Origin of the sequence: Pseudomonas sp. AM4(2022) (assembly GCF_036346515.1) — a bacterium.
GTDB classification, from domain to species: domain Bacteria; phylum Pseudomonadota; class Gammaproteobacteria; order Pseudomonadales; family Pseudomonadaceae; genus Aquipseudomonas; species Aquipseudomonas paracarnis.
Genome location: NZ_JAOTNW010000018.1, coordinates 1 through 24,045, shown reverse-complemented (window position 1 = coordinate 24,045; position 24,045 = coordinate 1). Strand labels below are relative to the sequence as shown.

General features: G+C 60.5%; 24 protein-coding genes. 10 read left to right on the top strand and 14 right to left on the bottom strand.

Annotated elements, in window-relative coordinates; translation table 11 throughout:
- Window positions 1–106 precede the first annotated feature (106 nt).
- The 6 genes from ODQ19_RS21605 to ODQ19_RS21580 are packed head-to-tail and all read left to right on the top strand — an operon-like array spanning window position 107 to window position 8,392.
- Window positions 107–1,936 (top strand): extracellular solute-binding protein, encoded by a 1,830-nt coding sequence (locus ODQ19_RS21605; protein WP_330211151.1) that lies wholly within the window; start codon window positions 107–109, stop codon window positions 1,934–1,936.
- Window positions 1,933–3,765, top strand: coding sequence for an extracellular solute-binding protein (locus tag ODQ19_RS21600; RefSeq protein ID WP_330211150.1), 1,833 nt, complete (start codon window positions 1,933–1,935; stop codon window positions 3,763–3,765). Before ODQ19_RS21605 ends, ODQ19_RS21600 begins: the two co-directional genes overlap by 4 nt.
- Window positions 3,766–4,839: a microcin C ABC transporter permease YejB gene (locus ODQ19_RS21595; RefSeq protein ID WP_034126078.1), complete on the top strand. Its 1,074-nt coding sequence runs from the start codon at window positions 3,766–3,768 to the stop codon at window positions 4,837–4,839.
- A 1-nt stretch (window position 4,840) separates the two neighbouring features.
- Window positions 4,841–5,860, top strand: a complete 1,020-nt coding sequence (locus ODQ19_RS21590) for an ABC transporter permease (RefSeq protein WP_003190688.1) — start codon at window positions 4,841–4,843, stop codon at window positions 5,858–5,860.
- Between the two features lies 1 nt (window position 5,861).
- Complete coding sequence (locus tag ODQ19_RS21585; protein WP_330211149.1) at window positions 5,862–7,463, top strand: ABC transporter ATP-binding protein; 1,602 nt, start codon at window positions 5,862–5,864, stop codon at window positions 7,461–7,463.
- A 35-nt stretch (window positions 7,464–7,498) separates the two neighbouring features.
- On the top strand, window positions 7,499–8,392 hold the full coding sequence (locus ODQ19_RS21580; RefSeq protein ID WP_330211148.1) for a helix-turn-helix transcriptional regulator: 894 nt from the start codon (window positions 7,499–7,501) through the stop codon (window positions 8,390–8,392).
- Here the strand turns inward: ODQ19_RS21580 and ODQ19_RS21575 are convergent.
- Window positions 8,334–8,921: a LysE family translocator gene (locus tag ODQ19_RS21575; RefSeq protein ID WP_330211147.1), complete on the bottom strand. Its 588-nt coding sequence runs from the start codon at window positions 8,919–8,921 to the stop codon at window positions 8,334–8,336. The genes ODQ19_RS21580 and ODQ19_RS21575 overlap by 59 nt on opposite strands.
- A gap of 927 nt (window positions 8,922–9,848) precedes the next feature.
- Here ODQ19_RS21575 and ODQ19_RS21570 point away from each other — a divergent pair.
- Window positions 9,849–10,337: an HIT family protein gene (locus ODQ19_RS21570; protein ID WP_330211146.1), complete on the top strand. Its 489-nt coding sequence runs from the start codon at window positions 9,849–9,851 to the stop codon at window positions 10,335–10,337.
- On the opposite strand, the gene ODQ19_RS21565 is transcribed toward ODQ19_RS21570, so the two are convergent.
- A complete protein-coding gene (locus tag ODQ19_RS21565) occupies window positions 10,321–10,803 on the bottom strand; it encodes a GNAT family N-acetyltransferase (RefSeq protein WP_116665725.1) in 483 nt (160 codons plus the stop codon). The genes ODQ19_RS21570 and ODQ19_RS21565 overlap by 17 nt on opposite strands.
- A 176-nt stretch (window positions 10,804–10,979) precedes the next feature.
- Between ODQ19_RS21565 and ODQ19_RS21560 the strand changes: the two genes are divergently transcribed.
- A complete protein-coding gene (locus tag ODQ19_RS21560) occupies window positions 10,980–11,315 on the top strand; it encodes a hypothetical protein (protein ID WP_116665726.1) in 336 nt (111 codons plus the stop codon).
- Here ODQ19_RS21560 and ODQ19_RS21555 read toward each other — a convergent pair.
- Window positions 11,305–12,918 carry an ATP-binding response regulator gene (locus tag ODQ19_RS21555; protein WP_330211145.1) on the bottom strand — a complete coding sequence of 538 codons (1,614 nt, stop codon included), beginning with the start codon at window positions 12,916–12,918 and terminating at the stop codon, window positions 11,305–11,307. The two genes, ODQ19_RS21560 and ODQ19_RS21555, sit on opposite strands and share 11 nt — an antisense overlap.
- Window positions 12,919–13,099: 181 nt before the next feature.
- Between ODQ19_RS21555 and ODQ19_RS21550 the strand changes: the two genes are divergently transcribed.
- Window positions 13,100–13,702, top strand: a complete 603-nt coding sequence (locus ODQ19_RS21550; RefSeq protein ID WP_330211144.1) for a response regulator transcription factor — start codon at window positions 13,100–13,102, stop codon at window positions 13,700–13,702.
- Window positions 13,703–13,715: 13 nt separating this feature from the next.
- Here ODQ19_RS21550 and ODQ19_RS21545 read toward each other — a convergent pair whose 3' ends face one another.
- Both ODQ19_RS21545 and ODQ19_RS21540 read right to left on the bottom strand, forming a co-directional pair.
- Window positions 13,716–14,345, bottom strand: a complete 630-nt coding sequence (locus tag ODQ19_RS21545) for a ribonuclease T2 family protein (RefSeq protein WP_116665729.1) — start codon at window positions 14,343–14,345, stop codon at window positions 13,716–13,718.
- A gap of 45 nt (window positions 14,346–14,390) precedes the next feature.
- Complete coding sequence (locus tag ODQ19_RS21540; RefSeq protein WP_330211143.1) at window positions 14,391–15,368, bottom strand: Gfo/Idh/MocA family protein; 978 nt, start codon at window positions 15,366–15,368, stop codon at window positions 14,391–14,393.
- A 126-nt stretch (window positions 15,369–15,494) separates the two neighbouring features.
- Between ODQ19_RS21540 and ODQ19_RS21535 the strand changes: the two genes are divergently transcribed.
- Window positions 15,495–15,857, top strand: coding sequence for an NUDIX hydrolase (locus ODQ19_RS21535; RefSeq protein ID WP_032896941.1), 363 nt, complete (start codon window positions 15,495–15,497; stop codon window positions 15,855–15,857).
- A 15-nt stretch (window positions 15,858–15,872) separates the two neighbouring features.
- Here the strand turns inward: ODQ19_RS21535 and ODQ19_RS21530 are convergent, their stop codons facing one another.
- From ODQ19_RS21530 to ODQ19_RS21490, 9 genes are all read right to left on the bottom strand, one after another.
- The gene (locus tag ODQ19_RS21530) at window positions 15,873–16,121 is read right to left on the bottom strand and encodes a DUF1652 domain-containing protein (RefSeq protein WP_330211142.1); all 249 of its coding nucleotides are present in this window, start codon (window positions 16,119–16,121) and stop codon (window positions 15,873–15,875) included.
- A 397-nt stretch (window positions 16,122–16,518) separates the two neighbouring features.
- Window positions 16,519–16,782 carry a hypothetical protein gene (locus ODQ19_RS21525; RefSeq protein WP_116665732.1) on the bottom strand — a complete coding sequence of 88 codons (264 nt, stop codon included), beginning with the start codon at window positions 16,780–16,782 and terminating at the stop codon, window positions 16,519–16,521.
- Window positions 16,783–16,786: 4 nt separating this feature from the next.
- A complete protein-coding gene (locus tag ODQ19_RS21520) occupies window positions 16,787–17,233 on the bottom strand; it encodes a GNAT family N-acetyltransferase (RefSeq protein ID WP_330211141.1) in 447 nt (148 codons plus the stop codon).
- Window positions 17,234–17,330: 97 nt separating this feature from the next.
- Entirely contained in the window at window positions 17,331–17,660 is a 330-nt protein-coding gene (locus ODQ19_RS21515; protein ID WP_003191756.1) for a hypothetical protein, read from the bottom strand.
- Between the two features lie 110 nt (window positions 17,661–17,770).
- Window positions 17,771–18,844 carry a class I SAM-dependent methyltransferase gene (locus ODQ19_RS21510; protein ID WP_116665734.1) on the bottom strand — a complete coding sequence of 358 codons (1,074 nt, stop codon included), beginning with the start codon at window positions 18,842–18,844 and terminating at the stop codon, window positions 17,771–17,773.
- A gap of 45 nt (window positions 18,845–18,889) precedes the next feature.
- Window positions 18,890–20,338, bottom strand: coding sequence for a class-II fumarase/aspartase family protein (locus ODQ19_RS21505; RefSeq protein ID WP_330211140.1), 1,449 nt, complete (start codon window positions 20,336–20,338; stop codon window positions 18,890–18,892).
- Complete coding sequence (gene purB / locus ODQ19_RS21500; protein ID WP_330211139.1) at window positions 20,338–21,771, bottom strand: adenylosuccinate lyase; 1,434 nt, start codon at window positions 21,769–21,771, stop codon at window positions 20,338–20,340. Before purB ends, ODQ19_RS21505 begins: the two co-directional genes overlap by 1 nt.
- 29 nt (window positions 21,772–21,800) lie before the next feature.
- Complete coding sequence (locus tag ODQ19_RS21495) at window positions 21,801–22,787, bottom strand: HOASN domain-containing protein (RefSeq protein ID WP_116665737.1); 987 nt, start codon at window positions 22,785–22,787, stop codon at window positions 21,801–21,803.
- A 39-nt stretch (window positions 22,788–22,826) separates the two neighbouring features.
- Window positions 22,827–23,822: an HOASN domain-containing protein gene (locus ODQ19_RS21490; protein ID WP_442962773.1), complete on the bottom strand. Its 996-nt coding sequence runs from the start codon at window positions 23,820–23,822 to the stop codon at window positions 22,827–22,829.
- Window positions 23,823–24,045: the final 223 nt, after the last annotated feature.

The following is a 24,045-nucleotide window of genomic DNA, read 5'->3' as shown; positions in this document are numbered from 1 at the left end:
TAGCTCGCAGTCCGCAACATGGCCTTCCCGACAGCCTTTTTCCAACCGGAACAAGCTGTTACTGTACCGATCATAAAGCCCAAGCCGCCTGGATCGGATCTCTGACTTGAAGCGTCCCCTCCTTCTACTAATAAGTCTGGCCTTGAGCTTTGCGGCGAACGCGGCGACCACCGAGAGCCACGGTTACGCGCAGTTCGGCACACTCAAGTACCCGGCCAAATTCACCCATTACGATTGGGTAAACCCTGCAGCGCCCAAAGGCGGGACATTGCGGGTGATGGCATTTGGCACCTTCGATACGCTCAACCCCTATACCTTCAAAGGTTCAAGCCCGGTTTCCACCGCCAACTTCCTGCAGTACGGCGTCAACGAGCTCAATGAACCCTTGATGGTGGGCACCGGGCAATACGCGCCGTCCGGCGATGAACCCACCTCCAGTTATGGCCTGATTGCCCAATCGGTGGAATACAGCGAGGACCGCAGTTGGGTGGTGTTCAATCTGCGCCCCGAAGCACGCTTTCACGACGGCAAGCCGATCACCGCCGATGACGTGGCGTTTTCCTATCGCACCCTGCTGACCGAAGGCCACCCGCAGTACCGCACCAACCTGCAGGAAGTGGCCCGGGTCGATATCCTCAACCCCCACCGCATCCGCTTTGTGTTCAAGCGCGCCGGCAACCCCTTGCTGATCCTGCGCCTGGGAGAACTGCCGGTGCTGCCCCAGCACTATTGGAAAAACCGTGACTTCAAGGCCACCACCTTCGAGCCGCCCCTGGGCAGTGGGCCTTATCGCATCACCAAGGTTGCGCCTGGGCGGCAACTGGTGTTTGAACGGGTCAAGGATTACTGGGGCAAAGACCTGCCGGTCAACCAGGGCTTCTATAACTACGACAAGGTCGAAGTGGAGTTCTATCGCGACAGCGACGTGGCCTTTGAAGCCTTCAAGGCCGGTGAATTTGATATTTATATCGAGCATCAGGCCAAGAACTGGGCCACGGGCTACCACTTTCCGGCGGTGAACCGCGGTGATGTGATCAAGGCGCAGATCGCCCATCAGATCCCCACCCAGAGCCAGGGCCTGTTCATGAATACCCGGCGGCCGGCGTTCAGCCAGGTCAAGGTGCGTGAAGCCCTGGGGTTGATGTTCGATTTTGAATGGACCAACCGCACCCTGTTCAGCAGCGCCTACAAGCGTTCGGTGAGCTATTACCCCAACAGTGAATTCTCGGCCACCGGCCTGCCCCTGGGCCATGAGTGGTTGATGCTCTCGCCCTACCGCGACCAACTGCCGGCCGCGCTGTTTACCCAACCGTTCAGCCTGCCGCACACCGATGGTCGCGGCATCCCCCGCGAAACCCTGCGCCAGGCCCTGGCCCTGCTAGGCGAGGCTGGCTGGAAACTGTCAGGGCAGCGCCTGCTGGATAAGGACGGGCAGCCGCTGCGCCTGGAAATCCTGTTGGTCAACCCGAACCTTGAGCGCATCCTGCAACCTTATGTCGAAAATCTGACCCGCATCGGCATCGACGCCCGCTTGCGCACCGTTGACCGCGCACAGTACAAACAGCGCCTCGATCAATTCGATTTCGACATGATTCTGATGACTCTCAACCAGACCTTGAGCCCCGGTCTTGAGCAGTGGCAGTACTTCCACTCCAGCCAGGCCGCAATCAAAGGCAGCAAGAATTACGCCGGCATCGCCAACCCTGTGGTCGACCACCTGCTGGACCAACTGCTGGCGGCACAGACCCGCGAAGAACAACTGGCTGCCGGCCGCGCCCTGGACCGGGTGCTGCTGTGGCAGCACTACAGCATTCCCAACTGGTACCTCAACTATCATCGCCTGGCGTACCGCAACCGGTTCGCCTTTGTCACCACGCCGCCCTATAGCCTGGGCCTGAGCGCGTGGTGGCTGAAAGCTTCGGAGAAAGCCCAATGATGTCCTTGCGTACTACCCTGCTCGCCAGCCTGTTGCTGTGCACCGCGGCCCAAGCCGCGCCACAACATGCGCTGACCCTCTACAACGAGCCCCCCAAGTACCCCGCCGACTTCAAGCATTTTGACTACGTAAACCCCGACGCCCCCAAGGGCGGCACCTTCCGCGAATCGGCCATGGGCGGCTTCGACAGCCTCAACCCCTATATCAGCAAGGGCGTGCCGGCAGACAACCTGCCGCTGATCTACGACACCCTGGCCATGCAGAGCCTGGACGAGCCCATCACCGAATACGGCCTGGTGGCCGGCAAGATCGAAAAAGCCCCGGACAACAGCTGGGTGCGCTTCTATCTGCGCCCCGAAGCGCGCTTCCATGACGGCCACCCGATCCGCGCTGAAGACGTGGTGTTCACCTTCCAGACCCTGATCAAGGAAGGCAACCCTCTGTACCGCAACTACTACGCCGACGTCGATGAGGTGGTGGCCGAAGACCCGTTGCGCGTGCTGTTCAAGTTCAAGCGCACCAACAACCGCGAGTTGCCGCTGATCCTGGGGCAATTGCCAGTGCTGCCCAAACACTGGTGGGCGACCCGGGATTTTTCCAAGGGCAACCTGGAAGTTCCCCTGGGCAGCGGGCCTTACCAGGTGGCCGAGGTCAAGCCAGGCCGTATGATTCGCTACGAGCGGGTCAAGGATTATTGGGCCAAGGACCTGCCGGTCAATAAGGGCTTCTACAACTTCGATACCCGCATCACCGATTACTACCGCGACAGCACCGTCTCCCTGGAAGCCTTGAAGGCCGGGCAGTTCGACTACTGGCTGGAGTTCAGCGCCAAGAACTGGGCCAATGCCTACAACATTCCAGCGGTAAAAGAAGGCCGCTTGATCAAGGAAGAAATTCCCAACGGCAACCCCACCGGCATGCAGGGTTTTGTGTTCAACATGCGCAAGCCGATGTTCCAGGACGTGCGGGTGCGCAAGGCCATCAGCCTGTTGCTGGATTTCGAATGGAGCAACAAGCAGCTGTTCAACGGTGCCTACACCCGTACCCGCAGCTATTTCGAAAACTCGGAAATGGCCGCCACCGGCCTACCCGGCCCGGACGAGCTGGCAATTCTCGAGCCGCTGCGCGACAAGATCCCTGGCGAAGTCTTCACCCAGGCATTCGAACCGTCCCACACCGACGGCAGCGGCATGATCCGCACCCAGCAACGCGAGGCCTACCAACTGCTGCAAGAAGCGGGCTGGAAGATTGTTGACGACAAAATGGTCGACAGTACCGGCAAACCGGTGACCATTGAGTTCCTGCTGGCCCAGACCGAGTTCGAGCGCATCCTGCTGCCGTTCAAGCGCAATCTGGCAGACCTGGGCATCGACCTGGTGATTCGTCGGGTGGACGTCTCGCAGTTCGTCAACCGCCTGCGTTCCCGCGACTTCGACATGCTGGTGGGCAGCTTCCCGCAATCCACCTCGCCGGGTAACGAGCAGCGCGAGTTCTGGAAATCCTCCAGCGCCGACAAGCCCGGCAGCCGCAATTACATGGGCCTCAAGGACCCCGCCGTCGACCAGTTGGTGGAAGAGTTGATCGACGCCGGTTCGCGGCAAAGCCTGATCGCCCACGCCAGGGCGCTGGATCGCGTATTGCAGTTCGGCTACTACGTGATCCCCAACTGGCACATCAAGACCTTCCGCGTCGCGTACTGGGACCACTTGGGCCACCCCAAGGTCTCGCCACGCTACGACGTCGGCACTGCGACCTGGTGGAGCAAACCCGACGTCACACCTGCCGTCCCCCTGGACACACGCGCCGATGCGGCGAGCGGAGGCGATTAAATGCTGGCCTATATTGTTCGCCGCCTGTTGCTGATCATCCCCACGCTGTTCGGGATCTTGCTGATCAACTTCGTCATCATCCAGGCCGCTCCCGGCGGCCCGGTGGAGCAAATGATCGCCAAGCTCGAAGGCTTCGACGGCGCCACCAGCCGCATTGCTGGCGGCGGGGCCGAAGTCGCGGTGGCCGGTTCCAGCTACCGTGGCGCCCAGGGCCTGGACCCGGCGCTGATCAAGGAAATCGAAAAGATGTACGGCTTCGACAAGTCGGCGCCGGAACGCTTGTGGATCATGGTCAAGAACTACGCCCAGCTGGACTTCGGTGACAGCTTTTTCCGGGATGCCAAGGTCATCGACCTGATCAAGGAAAAGATGCCGGTATCCATTTCCCTCGGGTTATGGAGCACCCTGATCATGTACCTGGTGTCTATCCCCCTGGGGATCGCCAAGGCCACGCGCCACGGCAGCCATTTCGATGTGTGGACCAGCTCGGCGATCATCGTCGGCTATGCGATACCGGCGTTCCTGTTTGCGATTTTGCTGATCGTGGTGTTTGCCGGTGGCAGTTATTTCGACTGGTTCCCCTTGCGCGGGCTCACCTCCAACAACTTCGAAGAGTTGAGCTGGGGCGGCAAGATCCTCGATTACTTCTGGCACCTGGCGCTGCCCGTCACCGCCCTGGTGATCGGCAACTTCGCGACCATGACCCTGCTGACCAAGAACAGCTTTCTCGACGAGATCAACAAGCAGTACGTGGTCACCGCCAAGGCCAAGGGCCTGACCAATCGCCGGGTGCTGTATGGCCACGTATTCCGCAACGCCATGTTGCTGGTGATCGCCGGTTTCCCTTCGGCCTTCATCGGCATCTTTTTTACCGGCTCGTTGCTGGTGGAGGTGATCTTCTCCCTCGACGGCCTGGGCCTGATGAGCTTTGAGGCAGCGATCAACCGTGACTACCCGGTGGTATTCGGCACGCTGTTTATCTTCACCCTGCTGGGGCTGATCGTGAAACTGATCGGCGACCTCACCTACACCCTGGTCGATCCGCGTATCGACTTTGCCAGCCGGGAGCATTGAGATGAACCTGTCCCCCCTCAATCGCCGCCGGTTCGAGCGGTTCAAGGCCAACAAGCGTGGCTGGTGGTCGCTGTGGCTGTTCCTGGTGCTGTTCGTGCTGAGCCTTGGCGCCGAGTTGATCGCCAACGACAAGCCCCTGGCAGTGCACTTCGACGGCGGCTGGTACTTCCCGGCGCTCAAGCGCTACCCGGAGACCACCTTCGGCGGTGAATTCCCGTTGGAAGCCAACTACAAGAGCCCGTACATCCAGGAACTGCTCAAGGCCAAGGACGCCTGGACCTTGTGGGCGCCGATTCCGTTCAGCTACCAGAGCATCAATTACGACCTGAAAGTCCCGGCCCCGGCACCACCGTCCTCAGTCAACCTGCTGGGCACCGATGACCAGGGGCGCGATGTGCTCGCGCGGGTGATCTACGGCTTTCGCGTGTCGGTGCTCTTCGCCCTGACCCTGACCATACTCAGCTCGATCATCGGGGTGATTGCCGGCGCCTTGCAGGGCTTTTATGGCGGTTGGGTCGACCTGGCCGGGCAACGTTTCCTGGAGATCTGGTCCGGCTTGCCGGTGCTCTACCTGCTGATCATCCTGGCCAGCTTCGTGCAACCCAACTTCTGGTGGCTGCTGGGGATCATGCTGCTGTTTTCCTGGATGAGCCTGGTGGATGTGGTGCGCGCCGAGTTCCTGCGCGGGCGTAACCTGGAATACGTGCGCGCGGCGCGGGCGCTGGGCATGCAGAACGGCGCAATCATGTTCCGTCACATCCTGCCTAACGCGATGGTCTCGACCATGACCTTCCTGCCCTTCATTCTCACCGGCGCCATCGGCACCCTCACCGCCCTGGACTTTCTCGGCTTCGGGCTGCCGGCAGGTTCGCCGTCGCTGGGTGAGCTGGTGGCCCAGGGCAAATCCAACCTGCAGGCGCCGTGGCTGGGCATGAGTGCCTTTGCGGTGCTGGCGATCATGTTGAGCCTGCTGGTGTTTATCGGCGAGTCCGCTCGCGATGCGTTCGACCCGAGGAAATGAGATGAATCCGGACAATCTGATCGAAATCCGCGACCTCAGTGTCGAGTTCGTCACCGGCGAGCATCATCACCGGGTGGTCAACCACGTGAGCTTCGACATCAAGCGCGGCGAAACCCTGGCGCTGGTAGGCGAAAGCGGTTCGGGCAAATCGGTCACCGCCCATTCGATCCTGCGCCTGCTACCCTACCCGTTGGCCAGGCATCCGTCTGGCACTATCGAGTATTCCGGGCAAGACCTGCTGACGCTCAAAGAGAAGACCCTGCGGCATATACGCGGCAACCGCATTGCGATGATCTTCCAGGAGCCGATGACCTCCCTGAACCCGCTGCACTCCATCGAAAAGCAGATCAACGAAGTGCTCGGGCTGCACAAGGGGCTTACCGGCAAGGTCGCCACCCAGCGCACGTTGGAATTGCTGGAACTGGTGGGCATCCCCGAACCGCACAAACGCCTCAAGGCCCTGCCCCATGAGCTGTCCGGCGGCCAGCGCCAGCGGGTGATGATCGCCATGGCATTGGCCAACGAGCCTGAGTTGCTGATCGCGGATGAGCCGACCACGGCCCTCGACGTCACCGTGCAGTTGAAGATCCTGGAATTGCTCAAGGAGCTGCAGGCGCGGCTGGGCATGGCGCTGTTGCTGATCAGCCACGACCTCAACCTGGTACGGCGCATCGCCCATCGCGTTTGCGTCATGCAGCAAGGTTGCATCGTTGAACAGGCCGATTGCGAGACACTGTTCCAGTCGCCCCAGCATCCCTACACCCAGGAATTGCTCGCGGCGGAGCCCAGTGGCGGGCCGGCCAACAACGCGGTCGGCCCACCGCTGCTGGAAGTGGACGACCTGAAAGTCTGGTTCCCGATCAAGAAGGGTTTTTTGCGCAACACCGTGGATTACGTCAAGGCGGTGGACGGCATCAATTTCAGCCTGCCCCAGGGGCAAACCCTGGGCATCGTCGGTGAGAGTGGCTCGGGTAAGTCCACCCTGGGCCTGGCGATTTTGCGCCTGATCGGCAGCCAGGGCGGGATTCGCTTCGAAGGCCAGCAACTGGACCGCCTCAGCCAACAGCAGGTGCGCCCGTTGCGCCGGGAAATGCAGGTGGTGTTCCAGGACCCCTTCGGTAGCCTGAGCCCGCGCATGTGCGTCAGCGAGATCGTTGGCGAAGGCCTGCGCATCCACAAGATAGGTACGCTCGCCGAACAGGAAGCGGCGATTATCGCAGCGCTCAAGGAGGTGGGCCTGGACCCCGAATCCCGGCATCGCTACCCCCATGAATTCTCCGGCGGCCAGCGCCAACGCATCGCCATCGCCCGAGCGCTGGTGCTCAAGCCGCGCCTGATCCTGCTGGACGAACCCACCTCGGCCCTGGACCGCACGGTACAACGCCAGGTGGTAGAGTTGCTGCGCGGCTTGCAGGCCAAGTACAACCTGACCTACCTGTTTATCAGCCATGACCTGGCAGTGGTGAAGGCGCTGAGTCACCAATTGATGGTGGTCAAGCAAGGCCATGTGGTGGAGCAAGGCGACGCCCAGGCTATTTTTGCCGACCCGCAACATGCCTATACCCGGCAGTTGCTCAAGGCGGCTTTTTTGGTGCCGGCCTGACGTAACGCGGGTGCACATGCAGGAGAACTGACGCCATGACGCTCAACCCTATCGCCCGCCCCACAGACACGCCGCGCTTCTGGCGCGACGAACGCCTGCCGTTCATCGAAGCGCGTACCATCGCCGACGGGCGCAAGGTCACCTACACCCGGCACGCCCATGAGCATTTTTCCATCGGCGCGATCACCACGGGCTGCAGCTATTACCACTACGGCGCGCACACCTTCGAAATCAGCGCCGGCACCGTGGTGCTGATGAACCCAGGCGATGTGCATGCGTGCAACCCCATCCATGACCAGCCCTGGTCCTACCACATGCTGTACCTCGACACGCCCTGGCTGACCGACCTGCAATACCAGCTGGGGTTCAGTACCGACCAGGGCTACCGGCCATTCGACACACCCCATACCCGCGACACCGCGCTGTACCACGGCTTGCTCGACCTGTACCACACGCTAGTGGATGAACAGGCCGAACTGCTGCAAAAACAGAGCGCGCTGGTGAGTTACTTCACCGAGGTGCAACAGCGCCTGAACCCTTCATTGGCACCGGTACGCGAGGTCAACCACAAACTCGAACGCGCCGCCGACTACATCCGCGCTTACTGCACACAGGCCTTGAAACTCGAAGACATTTGCCAGGCTGCCGACCTGTCGCCGTCTTACCTGATCCGCGCATTCAAGCAGTATTACGGCTTGACGCCCCACGCCTTCATGGTCAACCGGCGCATCCAGTTCGCCCGCAGCCAACTGCGCAATGGCGCACTGATTGCCGACGTCGCCCTGGCCGCGGGCTTTGCCGACCAGGCGCACTTCCAGCGCACCTTCAAACAACACTTCGCGGCCACGCCGGGGCAATACCGCGAGAACCTCAAGCCATCAGCAAATAACCCACACTGGCCACCAGCAACGCGGCCATTGAGCGGTTGAACAGCCGCACACCTTTGGGGTTGTTCAAGTAGCGGCGTAAAAAAGACCCCGCATACGCCCAGCACGCCACCGACAGGTAGCAGATCACCAGGTAAAGCGCGGCAAACAACCACACCTGCGCCGCATCGCCATCAGCCACAAACAACCCCATGCCTGCCACACACGCCAGCCAGGCTTTCGGGTTGAGCCACTGCATGATCGCGCCATACAGCATCGACGGCGCGGTGTCGGCACCGTCAGCGTCCAGCCGACCATCGTCCACGGCGAGTTTCCACGCCATATACAACAGGAACGCGACTCCGCCCCAGCGGATCAATTGGATCAGGATCGGCCAGCGCACCAGCACTTCATGCAGCCCCAGGCCGATCAGTATCAGCAATAAGGTGAAACCTACGGCGGCGCCCAACACATGTTTCTGGCTGGCGACAAAACCGAAACGCGCGCCGGCACTTAAAGCAACCACATTGACGGGGCCGGGCGTGATGGACGTGGCCAAGGCAAAAGCGGCCATGGAGAGGATCAAGCTCATTACAGTTCCTTGTGTGATGCCAACGATGTTGAGATCACGGTAACGCGCCGGGCGACGAGGGTATTGAAGAAAATGCCCCTGGGTGCTTCAGAAATTGACGCTGATCTGATTGATGCCCCCACGATCAAACCGTGGAGGCTGGCTTGCAATGACGCCCTCCCAACCGACACCTATCTACCTGACGCTCCGCGCTCAACTGTGGGAGCTGGCTTGCCTGCGATGGCGTCCGTTCAATCGACAGAGATGTCGAATGTGCTGCCCCCTGGTAACCACGATGCGAAGCGAGCCGCTCTTGATCTTGCTCTTGATCTTAAGCGCCCCATCAAACCACGCTGGCCGGAATTCGACAGGGATTTGGGGGGTAAACCGGCAGGGATGCCGGTTTAGCCGCCCCGCGCCATGGATGGCGCGTGGCGGCGGCCCCCCAAATCACTGGCGGATTACGGGCACACCGAGCCCAAGCGAGGTGCCGAGTGGTGGGGCAAGAGCGCTTTGGTTACTTTCGCGCTTTTCGAAAGTGACCCGCTGTCAGAGCGGAACCCTAGGTGGCCGTTACCGCAGGAATGGATATGTACACAATCCAACTGTGTTGACTGTCAGGCCACCTTCGCGAGCAAGCCCGCTCCCACAGTGGGATCGTTGGGGTGTCAGGTAGATAGGCGTCGGTTTTCAGGCCGCCATCGCAGGCAAGCCAGCTCCCACATCTGGATCGTTGGGGTGTCAGGTAGATAGGCGTCGGCTGTCAGACAGCTATCGCAGGCAAGCCCTTACGTTTGGATCGCTGCGCGTCAGTTATATCAGCGCTGGCTGTCAGGGCGTCACGGGAGCAAGCTCCCTCGCCACAGGTGCAGCGCGTGACCACTTGGAGGGGATGACACCGCCTCACCCTTGGTATCCTGCCACTCCAACCGACAGGGCCCCGTGCGCATGCAAATCAACCCAGCCTTTATCCTCCACCAGACCGAGCACTGGCAGCTCAACCACCACCTGACCTCGAAGCTGCCCGGTTACCTGATGCTGGGCGCCAGGGCGCCGATTGACGCCCTCCCCGACATGCCTGAAGCCGCGCTGGCCGAACTGGGTGGCCTGCTCGCCACTATCCAGCGGGTGATGCAAACCCAGCTCCAGCCGAAATGGCTGTATATCAGCCGTTACGGCCATGTTGCGGGCTTGCCGCTGCATTTTCATTGCATCCCCGTCTATGACTGGGTAGAGCAAGCGTTCTGGCGGGACGAACGCTATCGCTCGCTGAGCGCTTTCGGTACGCAACCCCTCGAGCCCATGACCGATGGCGCTGAACTGACCTTGTTCGTATGGCGCGAGTTTGGCGAGAGCCCCACCCCACCGCCGACTCAAGGGCCAGGAATAGAGCTTGTGATCGAGCAATTGCGCGCTGCATTCAAACGGGAGTCATAACCCGCAATTGCTTCACCATCGGTACACACGCCAGCACCAACCCGGACGGCGAGCGGTATACCGCCTGCTCATCGCCCACATACCCGCACGCTCTATAAAAACTCACCGCGTTCAGTGTCGCATCCAGCACAACCTGTTCAATCGCCTGCTGCTGCGCCATACGCTCCAAGTGAGCAAGCATCGCTTTGCCAAACCCTCGCCCGCTGAATACGGGCAATACAAACAAGGCTCCGATTTCATGGCTGGCAAGATCCAGCATGCCCGTGGCGACAGGCTCGCCATTGAACCATCCCATGTAGAACTGTTTTTCCATCAACACGCTGTAGCCATCGCTGGCGCGACCTCGGGTCCAGAGCGCCATTTGTTCAGCGCTATAGGCGCCAATGCATTGGCCGCGAATGGCCTCACGACGAATCTCAAACGCACGCTCGGCGTCGTCCGGCGTGGCGCGTTTTATCTCCAGCATCTCAAGCTCCTTCCATGACCTCAAACTGCCATTAGCCCATTTGTGCTAATCGACCCTACCCCACGGCGGCGCTATATTCCGCGGCACTTCCAACGTTCTCACCCACACCGCGCATTCAGTGCGCGCGGGTTCGTTGCGCGTTGGAAAAACCAAAACAACCCCAAGGAAGAAGCACTATGAAACGCCACTCCCCTGTCACTCGTCTTGCCCTGCTGGGCGCCTTGATCATCGGCGTCGCCGGTTGCAGCAATATCAAACCCACCGAAGATCATCTCAAGAAGCTGTCGGAAACCAATCTGGGCGAGCCGGTAAAACGTATCTCCAACGTGCGCAGCGACTCCATGACCACCTACTACGTCGCTAACACAGCCTCCGGCGAGTACAACTGCTCCGTGCCCAGCGGCGCCAGCGGCGGCGCGTTCGCGATTGCCAGCTTCGGCCTGATGAAGCCCGCGGCCTACTGCATGCCCAAGGGCGCCAAAGGTAATGGGTTGACACCGTTCATGCAGTGATTTTTTCCTGGCTGAGCTCACGCAGGGTGCCGCGCAGTTCCGCAGGGCGTACCGGTTTGGACAGGATAGCGATCTGACGGTCATGCAGCGCGGCCTGGATTTTCTCCACATCGTGCCCGGTGAGGATCAGCGCTGGCACCGCCCAGCCGCGTTGCTCGCGTAGCTGGTCGATGCATTCAATGCCGGTGGCATGGTTGCCCAGGTCGTAATCGGCAACGATGATGTCGCAGTCGCTGACCAAGCCCTGCCCTGTGGACTCGGCCTGCACCTCGCACCCCCATCGCTCGAGCAAGGCTTGGGTGGCGAGCAGCACGTTGTAGTCATCCTCCACCAGGCACACTTTCAGGCCACTGAGCAGACCGGCCTGGCGAGCATCGTCACGCATTGCCGGTTGACGCGGCGCGGTGGCCAAGGCCAGGCCATGCAGACTCACTGAGGTACCATGGCCCACCCGCGAACGCAGGCTCACCTGCAACCCCATCAATTGCCCCAGGCGCTTGACGATGGACAGCCCAAGGCCCACGCCTTCAACGTCCTTGTCACGCAGCTGGCGCACGCGATAAAACTCTTCGAAGACCTTTGACAGATGCTCCCTGGCAATCCCCCGCCCCTGGTCGTGCACCTGCACCACCACCCCGTTATCACGTATGCGCACGCCGATCAGCACCGGTCGTTGCGCGCCGTATTTGAAGCAATTGGAGAGCAGGTTCTGCACCATGGTCGCCAGCATGGCCGGATCAACCAGCACCCAGTGGGCACAGGGGCGCAGGCGCAGCTCCACGCCCGCCCAGCGGGCAGCCTCGGCGTTCTGGCGCACCAGGTCGGCAAGGAAGTCGCCCAGGTGGATCACTTGGTATTTGGGCAACAGGCGCCCGTTGTCGAGGGTGTAGAGGTCGAGAATCGAACGGAACAATTGCGAGACGTTAAGCAACGAGCGGTCGATATTGTCCACCAAGCGCTGTTCGTCCTCCCCCAAGCGGGCTTCGCGCAGGCAGGCGGTGAACAGGCCGATGGAGTGGATCGGCTGGCGCAGGTCATGGCTGGCCTGGGCGAGAAAACGGGATTTTTCCAGGTTCGCGGCGATGGCTTGCTCGGAGGCCTTGCGCGTGCGCTCCAGCAGAATATGCGCATACACCGGGATCACCGTGCTGGTGATCATCAGCATCAGCATCATGAATGGTTGCGCCTGCCACAGCGGCGTGAGTTGGTACACGATCAACAACGCCAGCAACGCCAGCCCCGTGGCAATCGCCAGGTAGCGCGAACCGTAGCGCATGCCGTTGCCCAGGTTCACCCAGACCATCACCGCATACAGCGGCAACGCCGCTTCACCGCCCACCACCAGGCCGAACGAAGTACCGGTGTAGTCGTGGATCATGCCGAAGATCCGCCGCGCCGAATAATGCCCGGGCCAGCGTGCGATCACCTGGCGCAATACGATGGATGCCAGCAGGAACAGGAAGATATAGAGGATCACCGGCAAGTAGGTATCCAACGATTGCCCAGGAAGGAAACCCAGCAGGCTTATATACACAATGGCGATGGTGGCCACCACGATACGCAGGTTAGCCTGATCGAGTTCGGAGTTGGTCTCAAGACTCATCGTCATATCCCTGACCTATCATCTGTAGGAGCGAGCTTGCTCGCGAAAAACGTCAACGATAACGCGTTTAACCTGGAAGTACGCGGTGCCTGTGCGTGCTTCGCGAGCAAGCTCGCTCCTACACCGACGGTAAATAAATTAGCATGCCTCGACACAACCTTGCCCCAGGAAGGAGCTCGCCATGACCGGCCGAATCATCATCGCCGACGATCACCCCATGTTTCGCGAAGGCATGATGCGCACCGTGCAGCGCCTGCTGCCGGGCGCGGTGGTGCAGGAGGCCGGCGACCTGGCCACGGTGAATGCGTTGCTGTGCGAAGCGGGCGAGGTCGATACCTTGATCCTCGATTTGCGCTTTCCCGGCCTGACCTGCATCAGCCAACTGGTCGAACTGCGCCAGCAACTGAAACGCACCACGTTGGTCCTGGTGTCGATGGTCGATGACCCCGCGCTGATCGAACAGGTCATGGCCCTGGGCGCCGACGGTTTTATCGGCAAGAACATCGCCCCGGACGAGATCGGCCAGGCCCTGCTGGCGATCCGCGAAGGCGAAGTGCTGGTCAAATTCGCCCCTTCAGGCCTGCTGCCCCTCGACACCCACACCCTCACCACCCGCCAGCAGGAAGTGCTGCGCCTGATTGCCCAGGGCAAGACCAACAAGGAAATTGCCAAGGCCCTGAATATCTCGCCGTTTACCGTGCGTATCCATGTGTCGTCATTGTTGCGCAGCCTGAATGTCCCCTCGCGCGCTGCAGCTGCGGTGAAGTATTCCGGCGAGTTCTAGACGATTGCGCAGCTCAACGCTGCGCGGGAATACGAATATCGCCCCCACGGCATTGGCTTTTCACACTGCGCGGGCAACCGGCAAAGGCCAGGTCCTTGGTCAGGCACACCCGTACCTCCGACAACACCTTTCCCTTGCAGATCACCGCTATCCCGTGATTGCCCATACGCGGGTTGCTCTCGCGAAACAGCGCCTCGATCTCACTGGCCTGCAATGACGGCGGCGTATTAAACGGTTGCAACTGCTGCGGGATCACCACCGCGCCAAGCGCCACATCGGTCTTCTCCAGATATTCCAACGGTTCGAGCCCACTGCAGGTGCCATGCTTGGCCCACTCATGCTTGAGCAGCGCGCGGGTGGGAAACAGCGCCGCGCCCTTGTCCATTTCTGCCTCGCTCAAGCGCGTCTGCGGTGTACAGGACGCCGGCCACCCTCCCCGCGCGTATTGCGGCCACAAACCATGCAGCACAAAGCCGTAGCCTTTACCTGAGCATTGCTCGTTGCCTGGGTGCGTGAGGCAAAACGTGGGTGACCACGAGAGCGATAGCACATAGAAATCAAACTCGCCCGACTGCCCTTGGCTGCGTGGCGCCGCCGTTGTCGCGGTGGCCATCAGCAGCCACACCACCATCCAGTATTTCATCCCGGTATTCCTTTAAAAGAGTGAAGCCTTACGCTATCGCCACGACTAGGGATGCTGGGAGTAACGGTGTAACACCTTGTCCAGGATGATATCGGTCTTCAGCGCTTCGATGGCCAGCGACGGATGTTCGGCCTCGCCACGAATATGCGCATTCATGTTCAGGACATGGTGCCATTGAATATGGGTGTGACACGGCACGTCCAACACCTCGGTGGTCTCGCCTTCAAGACGCAGCGGCTGGTCCTCGAACACCGAAAACTGAATACGGCCGCGACTGCCGATCAGTTCGACCCGGTCTTCGCGGCGGTCCGCCACAAAATTCCAGCAGCCCATGCCCAATGCACCGCTGGCAAATGTCCAGCAGGCCGTCACTGCGTCTTCTGCCGCGTAGCGTCCCGCCTGTCGTGCGGAAAAGCCTGAGACCTCGACGATGTCCCCGGCCAGGTACTGGAACAGGTCGAACCCATGGCTGGCCAGGTCGGCAAAGTAGCCGCCACCGGCAATGGCCGGGTCGGTGCGCCAATTGGTGGCGTCGGTGTCTGTTACGGCAGCGGGTTTGCACAAAGTCCAGCTCAGATGGCGCAGCTCACCGATACGCCCTTCCTGCAGCCAGGTGCGCACTTGCTGGAAGCGTGGCAATGAACGCCGGTAATAAGAAACAAACAGGTGCAGCCCGGCGCGCTCAAATGTGCGCTGCATCAACGCGCTCTGTTCAGCATTCAGCGACATCGGCTTTTCGACGCAGCAATGCTTGCCCGCCGCCGCCACCCTCAAGGCGTATTCAAGATGGCTGTCGGGTGGAGTGGCGATGTAGACCGCATCCACCTCGGGGTCATCGATCAAAGCCTGGGCGTCGGTATAGCAACGGGCAATACCATGGCGCGCCGCATAATCGCGCACCGCCTCGGCACGCCGCCCCATCACGGCGACCAATGCCGAACCTGGCGCCTTATAGAAAGCCGGTCCACTCTTCAATTCAGTGACACTGCCACAGCCGATCATGCCCCAGCGTATGGTCTTCATCTAATGTCCTCGGTCGTATTCGTCAATCGGGCAGTATCCACATACCGGCCCTGGCGCGCCATAACCACTTAGCATGACAATTGCATTACACTTTTATGACATTCATCCGGCACGGGGGCACATTCGATGAAAATTAGGGCAACCGTCATTTGCGAACATGAGGGGCATATCCTCTTCGTGCGCAAGGCCAGATCAAAATGGGCATTGCCCGGCGGGAAAGTAGAAGCGGACGAGCGCCCGGTAGGCGCGGCGGAACGCGAACTGGAAGAAGAAACCGGGTTAAACGTGGACGGCTTGTTGTACCTGCAGGAGCTCAAGGCCCGCGACACCGTCCACCATGTGTTTGAGGCCTCGGTGGTCAATATCGACGAGGCACGGCCGTGCAATGAGATTGTCGATTGCCAGTGGTACGCCTACAGCGCCCTGGACGAGCTGGACACCACAGACGCCACCCGCCACATCGTCAAATCCTTCCTGCGGCGCCTCTGACGCCCTGGACAGCCGCTAAACCACCGCCGCGAACCCACGGCGCCCGGCCTTTATCTCGGTACGCAACTCACCAATCAGGTTGGCGATGGCACGGATGCTGTCCAGGCCCTGGGGCGATACACGGGTCAGCAACAAGTCGACACGGCCGGACGTGGGCTCGAACACGCTGATGCGCAGCGAGCCGTCGCTGTTCAGGCAGCACTCACACGCAAGCGGAAGGAAGCCTGAGGCCATGATGCGGTTGAATTCGGTGATGGAAATCATGATCAGCCCCCCGTCCCTGGGTTCTACCCGATTGAGGTGATGCAAGCAGCATAGATAAGGTTTTGCCGGCCACCGGACAATTAATGCAAAAGTGTTAGCCAGCCCTCATTTTGTCCGGCGTAAAAATTCATGTACTGCGGGCCGAGATTAAATCGCGGGCAAAAAAAATCCCAAGTAGCTGATGGAAACTTGGGATTTAAAAATGCATAAACCGTGGGAGGTGAACGCCCGGCTATAGTAACGATTGTAAAAACATGTAACAAGATTATTTTAATCCTTTCGTCGGATTGAAAGCGTCGTAAGTCATTCAATAACCACATGTTTTTTAAGGTGGAAGGCGGTAGTCGTGCTACTTTTTGGTGCAAGTAACGGGTATAAACCCACGTATAAAAAAGGGCTATTGATCCGGTGCCGTATTTTTAAGTAATTGTTCACTTAATTGCTTGCACGTTTCTTGAAGGGCCTCACGACTCGAAGCGGTGGCGCCCACCACAGCCTCCAGGTGACGACACAGCGCCAAACGTTCAGCGGCTTCTTCACGTTGGCGGTCGACCTTGGCGTTGAGCTGAACAAAATAGAACCCCAGTAACACGGCGACAACCAGCACCCCCACCGCGAAGTAGCGCAAGCTGTTGGACGATGAAGGGGCTGGGGCATTCATGGCCTTACGGCACCCGGCTCTTTTCATAACGCACATCATCGCCATCGACCGGGCCCACGACGGACCAGCCCAGGCGCTGATAGAACCCATTGGCCCGGATCTCATCACGCCCATCAGTCACCAGGTAGAGCCTGTCGTGGCGCTCAAACAGGGCCGCCTCGGCCAACGCCATCAGTTGACGGCCCAGGCCAAGCTTCTCGTGCGATGGCAGCACGAACATCGCGAACACTTCACCTTCATCCAGGTCGACCATGGAAAACCCCGCCGCCTGGCCGTCCACTTCCGCGATCCAGCCGCAAGGTGCTGCGCGCAACGTGTCGCTCAATACCTGCGGGGTAATCCCCAGGCCAGCCATCTGTTCAAGGCTCAGGTGGTTTTGCACCACCGAGGTGCGAATCGCGCACAGCGTGTCGACGTCATCAGGTGTCGCCGTTCGAATCAGTACTTGCATACCGGCCTCCATGAAGAAGTGCGCAATTGTATGCAAATACTCACACGGGGGTTGTCGTGGATTTGTAAAGGCCCCACGGCTGGTGCGGGGCTACGAATTACTTGCGCGCGACCTTGTAGCGCAGGCAATCCTGGTAAAAGCTTTGACGAATCGCCTCGGGCTTGAGCCTTGAGCGGCTGTCATAGGTCTGCTCGGTGATCCCCATGGCCATCATGCGCATCCACGATTTGCTGAACTTGAGGGTCTGGATCTTCTGCCGGGCCGCGTACAGCGAAACGCCGGATAACTTGAGTTCCTGGGCCCTGGCGGCCGTGCCTGCGCCCCAACTGCACATGTACTTGTCACCCTCGCGCAATTCCCTGGCCTGCGCGACAGTCGCGCCGCCGGCCAGGGAGCAGGCAATCAGCATCATTCCCACAGAGCGCATTTGCATCCTCACCTAACCACCTGAAAATAAAAGTGATTTTGGCGAGGATTTTGTTACAAAGGGGCCATTAAATTGCCTTACTACGCAAAGCGACTCGCGGATGCTTTCTATCAAGGCTTGAGTTCGAACAGCGCCGGCATCGGTGGCCACTCCGAGGGCACTTTGCGAAAGCGGCTGAACCCGGCTGCTTCAGCCATCTGGCGGGCACGCTTCTCGCCCATGAACGCCCCCAGCCCGGCGCCGCCATGGGACAGCGAACAGGTCATGCAATAGAGGGTGCTCTGCGGGTACATGACGCGCCCGAACAGGTTCATGTTCTCGTGCAGTTCTTCGGACAGGTTGAGCTCCACCATCAGGTAGGTGCCGTCTTCGGCCGTAGCGGCGCGCAGGTCCTTGAGCATCTGCTGAGGGTCGGTGGCATCGTGGATCACCACAAAGGTGGTCACGAAGTCGAATTGCTGGCCGCGCAAGGCATCGGAGTCGTTCACCTCGAATTGCACCCGGTCACCTACACCGGCCGCCTCGGCGTTGGCCCGCGCCAACTCGATGGAAGGTAGGTGGAAGTCACAGCCGACAATGCGCGCCTCGGGGTAGGCCTTGGCCATAGTGATCGCCGCCAAGCCCGCACCGCAACCGAAATCCAGCACACTGCCGCCGGTCTTGAGCTTCTCTTCGACGCCGTCCAGGGACGGAATCCAGTGCTGAACCAAATAGTGCTTGTACCAGGGCATGGTCATGCGCTCCATGCCTTTCCAGGTTTCCAACGGGAACGCCTCTTCAGCGCAGCCACCACCATGGCGGAAGGCTTCGATGACCTTGGGCGCCATGCTCACGAACGGCACGCTCAGCTGAATGATGCCGCCGGCGAAATACGGCGAGTCTTCATCGGCCAGTACCGGCACAAATTCAGCCGGCATCTGGTAGCGGCGGGTTTGCGCGTCGTAGGTCACATAATTGCCGGTGGCCATGCTGCCCAGCCATTCACGCAAGTAACGCGCGTTGTAGCCGGTCTTGTGCGCCAACTCTTCCAGGGTCACCGCCTGGCCGTCGGCCAATGCCTTGAACAAGCCGAGTTGGTCGCCGATGTAGAGCATCGCGCCGCGCAGCGTGTTGCCGTAATCCTCCATGATGCGCGCCGAGAACTGTTGGACCTTGGCTTTATCAACTTCCATAACGTTGGACATCTGTCGCTCCTTGATGAATTTGCAAGTCTGTTCAGAGATCAGTGATTAACGGGCTGCGAGTTTGGCCAGCACGTTGTCGACGATGCGTTCGGACATCCCCAGGTGGGTCCTAGGCTCGAACAGCCGTGCCAGGACGCCGTCATTCATGACCGCAAGCACCCGCGCATCGGCCTCGATTGCCTCGCGGATCGACACGTGGTTGCGCTGGCTGGCCTGGGACACTTCGAAGATGATCTGGTAGGCGCTGCTCTTGCCCAGCTTGCGCGCCATTTCGAACACCACCGCTTCGGTGCAGATGGCATCGCCATACGCCTGGGCGGTGCCTTCCATCTTCTGCACATTCACGGTGAGCCCCTCGATGGTCTCGGTCAGAATCGAGAGCGCCATCAGCGCATAGTGGGAAACGTCCGCGACCGCGCACCACTCCAACCGCGTACCGCGGTAATCGCGCTCATGCTCAAGAATCATCGCGTCCAGCGCGAGCATGACCTGGGCCTTGGCCAGCCGCGCCAGCACCACCACCTGCTCACAGCCTTCGGGGTTGCGTTTGTGCGGCATGGTGCTGCTGCCGATCTGCTGGTCGCTCCAGCCCACTTCCACTTCAGCGATTTCCCAGCGATTGAGCGTACGGATTTCATCGGCTACGCGGGCCAAGGAGGCGGTGACCATGGCCAGGGTGCTGACGAACTCCGCAACGCGGTCACGGGACACATGCCAGCCCGTCAGGGGCACTTGCAGCGACAAGCGCTGGGCAAAACGCTCCAGCATCGGCATGGCGTCCGGGCCGAACGCCGCCATGGTGCCGACCCCGCCGAACAGTTGCACCACCAGTACACGCTGACGAGCTTCGGCCAAGCGCTGCTGATGGCGCAACAGCTCATCGATCCAGCCGGCGACCTTCAGCCCGAAGGTGGTCGGCAAGGCGGGAATCGAGTGGGTCCTGGCGACCATTAGCGAGTCACGGTGCGCATCGGCCAGGGTCGACAACTTGCCCAGCAACGTCTCCAGGGCCTGGTCCATCGCATCCAGAACATCGCGCATCTCCAGGGACTGGGCGGTGTCCTGGATATCTTGGGTGGTAGCGCCGTAATGCACGTATTCACGGGCACTGGGGCTGCAATTTTTTTGCAGGGCGCTCAGCAATGGCATCAGCGAATGCCCAGTGGCAGCCACGCCCTCGGCCAGTTGGCGCACATTGATGCCCGATAGCAACGCGGCCTTTTCGATCTCCAGGGCCGCCTCGCGCGGGATGATATTGACATCGGCCTGGGCCATGGCCAGCGCGGCTTCCACGTCCAGCCAACGTTGCAGGCGACAATGACTGCAAAAAATCTTGCGGCTCTGCGGGCCGGCATAACCCGAACCGTGGGTTTTCGAATCGAGGATGTGGCTGTGTTCGTGGCGGCATTGCTCGCCGTCATGATCAAAACCTGGTTGGTCCGAACGTGCGGTGCAAGACGCACGGGCTGTCGTTTCCAAAGTTTGCGCATCCATCACATACCCTCCGTAGCGTACAGGGACTGACTGGTATTGCCTTGGGTTGCCATCACTGCTTCAGCACCAACGCCTGAAGCGCGAGGTCGTGCTTTAGTTGCCACCAGATCGACCATCTCCGCCGCCAGCCCTGTGTAGGCTGTCGGGTCAAGCAAGTCATCGAGCGTTTGCGGGCTGAAACAACCGCGCAGCCGAGGGTCGCCAAGCAGCGCGTCGCGAAAGCAAACGCCCGCGTCTTGGGCCTGCAGGGCGATGTCGTGCACCAGGTGATGGGCCGTCTGCTTGCCACACCGAGGCGCCAGCGCGAGCATCACGCGCTCCGACAGGATCAGCCCGCCCAACAAATCCAGGTTGCTGCGCATGCGCGCTTCACGCACCTCCAACCCAGCCAGCAACAAGCCTTCCATACGAGCGAGCAACGCACCGGCGTAAATGAACAGCTCGGGTAAGGCCGCCCATTCGATGCGCCAGGTGGTGCCGTCACGCTCGTGCATCTGGAAAGCCGCATCGGTCAGCGCAACCATCTGCGCACGCACCAGCCGTGACAGCGCGCTGATCAGGTCCACCGTCGATGGGTTTTGCTTGTGGGGCATGGTGCTACTCCCCACTTGCCCGGCTCGCCGCCCCTCGCGCACTTCGTCGATCTCGGTGCGCTGCAGGTGGTAGATCTCATTGGCGACACGCCCCAACGTCGCCGACGCCTGCACCAGCAACCACGCCGCTTCCAGGATGCGGTCGCGGGCGCTGTGCCAACTGCTCAACGGCGCCGCCAGGCCGAGGCTTTCCAAGGTGCGGCGCTGCACGTCCAAACCCTGCGGGCCAAGCCCGGCCAGGGTACCCACGGCGCCGGTCAGGTTGCCGACCATCACCCGGGCGTAAGCTTCGTCAAAGCGTTCAAGGTGTCGATCAATCTCATCGACCCACACCGCCACCTTGTAGCCGAACGTGGTGGGCAGTGCGTGTTGCCCATGGGTCCTGGCGACCATCGGCGTGTGCTTATGGCGCAGGGCGAGCGTGAGCAGATGCCCACGGATCCCGCGCAAACGCTGCACCACCAGGCCCCAGGCATCGCGGATTTGCAGGATCAGCCCGGTGTCGAGGATGTCCTGGGTGGTCACGCCGTAATGCACGTATTCGCCCAGCCCATCGGCACATAACCCTTGCAAGGCGCGCAGGGTCGGCACCAGGATGTGCCCGGTTTCCAGACCCTCGCGCCCCAACGCGTCGAGGTCCAGCAGTTCCACGCTGGCCACCCGGGCAATTTCCCGGGCGGCCTCGTGGGGGATAATGCCCATTTGCGCCTGGGTCGCCGCCAGCGCTGTTTCAACATCGAGCCACTTCTGCACCTGATTGGTATCAGAGAAGATCGCAGCAAATTCCGGAGACGAGTAAGCGCCCCCGTGGATACGGGATTCGGTGATATGACTTGGCATGTCGGGTTACTCGGGTTGTCCAGGGAGGGCTACTTCACGCGTTGTACTTCTTCCCAGACTGCATCGTAGTAAGCCCGCTCCAGCCGGAAGTGCTCGGCCAGTGACGTCAGGAACGCATTCTGGAACCCCAGGTCCGGAATACGCCGTGAGATCAGCGCCCATTCACGCTTGGCCCGCGGCGGCACCAGGCTGATATGCACTTCGTAGTACTCCGCATCATCCTGGCTCAAGCCCGCGTTGCGCAGGGCGCTGTACAGCTTGCCGTGGTTACCCGGCACCACCAGTTCGGTGATGTAGAACACCGCCAGGCCCCAGCCGACATCGGGGTTGCGGAAACAGCGTGCGCGGTTGTTGAGGTAGGCGATTTCCTCGGGCATCGTCGAGAGCGCCTCGAAATCGGCATTCAGGCCCACGGCCGCAAGCAGCTTGGCTAACAGGCGCGGGTGGGAGCGCCGCTCGTCTTCTTCGCCCAACTCGCCGTAGAGATAACGCGCCAGGGCGGCCGCCTCGTCCACATCAGTCAGGTTAACCAACAGGTCGGCGGCGTCCCGGTACAGGCGGTATGTGCGGAACCATTGGTGGCGCAAGAACACCTGCAGTTGCTCGCGAGAGGCTTTGCCTTCAAACACATACTGCGACATCGGATGGTTTTCCCGCGACTGCGCGGCAATCTGCTCTTCCAGGCGCTGCTGGAAACCGGCCTCGGACAAGGGCGATGCCAGGTCGGCTGACGGCATGAAACGCTCTTGCACGCTATAGATGGCATTGGCCAGCCAGCGCCGGGTCGAAGCGGTGGCCACGTCATCGCTCAGCGACAGGATGTATAGCAGTTGCTGGCACTGCGCTGCATTGGCGGCGTCGCCACGTTGGCCGGTCTCGCACAAGGCGCGCAGCATATTGGCGGCAATTTCGATGCGATTGAACGTCGCGTCCGGCTTCAAGGCTTCCGCCAACAGACGGGCTTCGGCCGTGTGAATATTCTGCAATTGCGACAGGGAAAAATTACGTGGGCTCATCATGTGCTCCATTATTTTTGTTTTCAGATCGCAGTTCGTTCAGGCAGACAGGCGTTGGGTCTGCATCTGCTGCCACAGGCTGTCGAAGTAGGCCTTGTTGATTTCGAAGTGGCGCTTGAGTGCGCGCATGAACGTGCGCTGAAAGCCCTCCTCGCTGGCGAACTTGGCAATCAGTGCCCACATTTCCTCGGTGTCGATCTCATCCTGGGTGCCATGCAAGCGGTGGAATTCGCTGGGCTGCTCTGGAACGTCGAGGCGCTGCAACAGCTCGTAGATGCGCCGATGGTTGACGCAACTGACAGACTCCACCGCATAGAGCAGCGCAAGGCCCCAGGCGACATCGGTGTGGCGCACGCAACGAATGCGATTATTCAGGTAGGCCTTTTCCAGCGGGTGCAACGCGGGGAAATCGATGGCCAGCGGAATATCGAAATACTCCATCAGATGGGCGAGCATCGCCGGGTGCGAACGCTCCGGTGTCTCAGCCCCTGCTTCGCCGTACAGGTTGCGGTAAAACACCGAGGCGTCTTCGATGGCTTCGAAACGGAAGGCCAGTTCGGCCAGCAGGCTGTAGAAGTTGTAGGAACGGGTCCAGTGATGCGCCAGGAAGAAGCGCACATCCTGCACCGGCGGCGTCCCTTGGAACAGGTGCACCGACATGGGGTGGTTGACCCGGCTACGTGCGGCGATTTCAGCGTCGACCTGCTGACGGAACTCGTCCGCCGGCAACACTTTAAAGCCCGGCACGTCGGCGGCGAACTCATCTTCGACGCGGTAGACCTCGCTGGCCATCCAGCGCCGGGTCGGCTCGGTGCGCGGGTCACCTGAAATGTGCAGTTGCAGCAGGGCTGACTGGTAATGCGCGTAGGCGTCGGCGTCTCCCGCCAGGCCTTGCCGAGTCAGTGCGAGCAGCGCTTCCAGCGCGCGGGTGACCTGGGTGTAGTTGGCGCCAGGTTCCAAGGCATTCGCCATCAGCCGCGAGGCGGTGGTGAACAGATCGGAATCCGAGCGTTGTTGCAGGGCAGCAGTATCCATTGATAACCCCTGAATCTTGTTTTTGTGGTTGGGCATACTCGGAAAAAAGCCTAAAGGTTCCCGTAGTGGCAAGGTCAACACCTGTAGGAAAATTCTTTCAAAGGCTTGGAGATGGGGGTTGGCGCCACCAAACAATAGGTATTACACAACTCCGTAGCAGCCAACGGTAACCACGATGCGAAGCGAGTCGCTCTTGATCTTGCTCTTGATCTAAAGCGCCCCG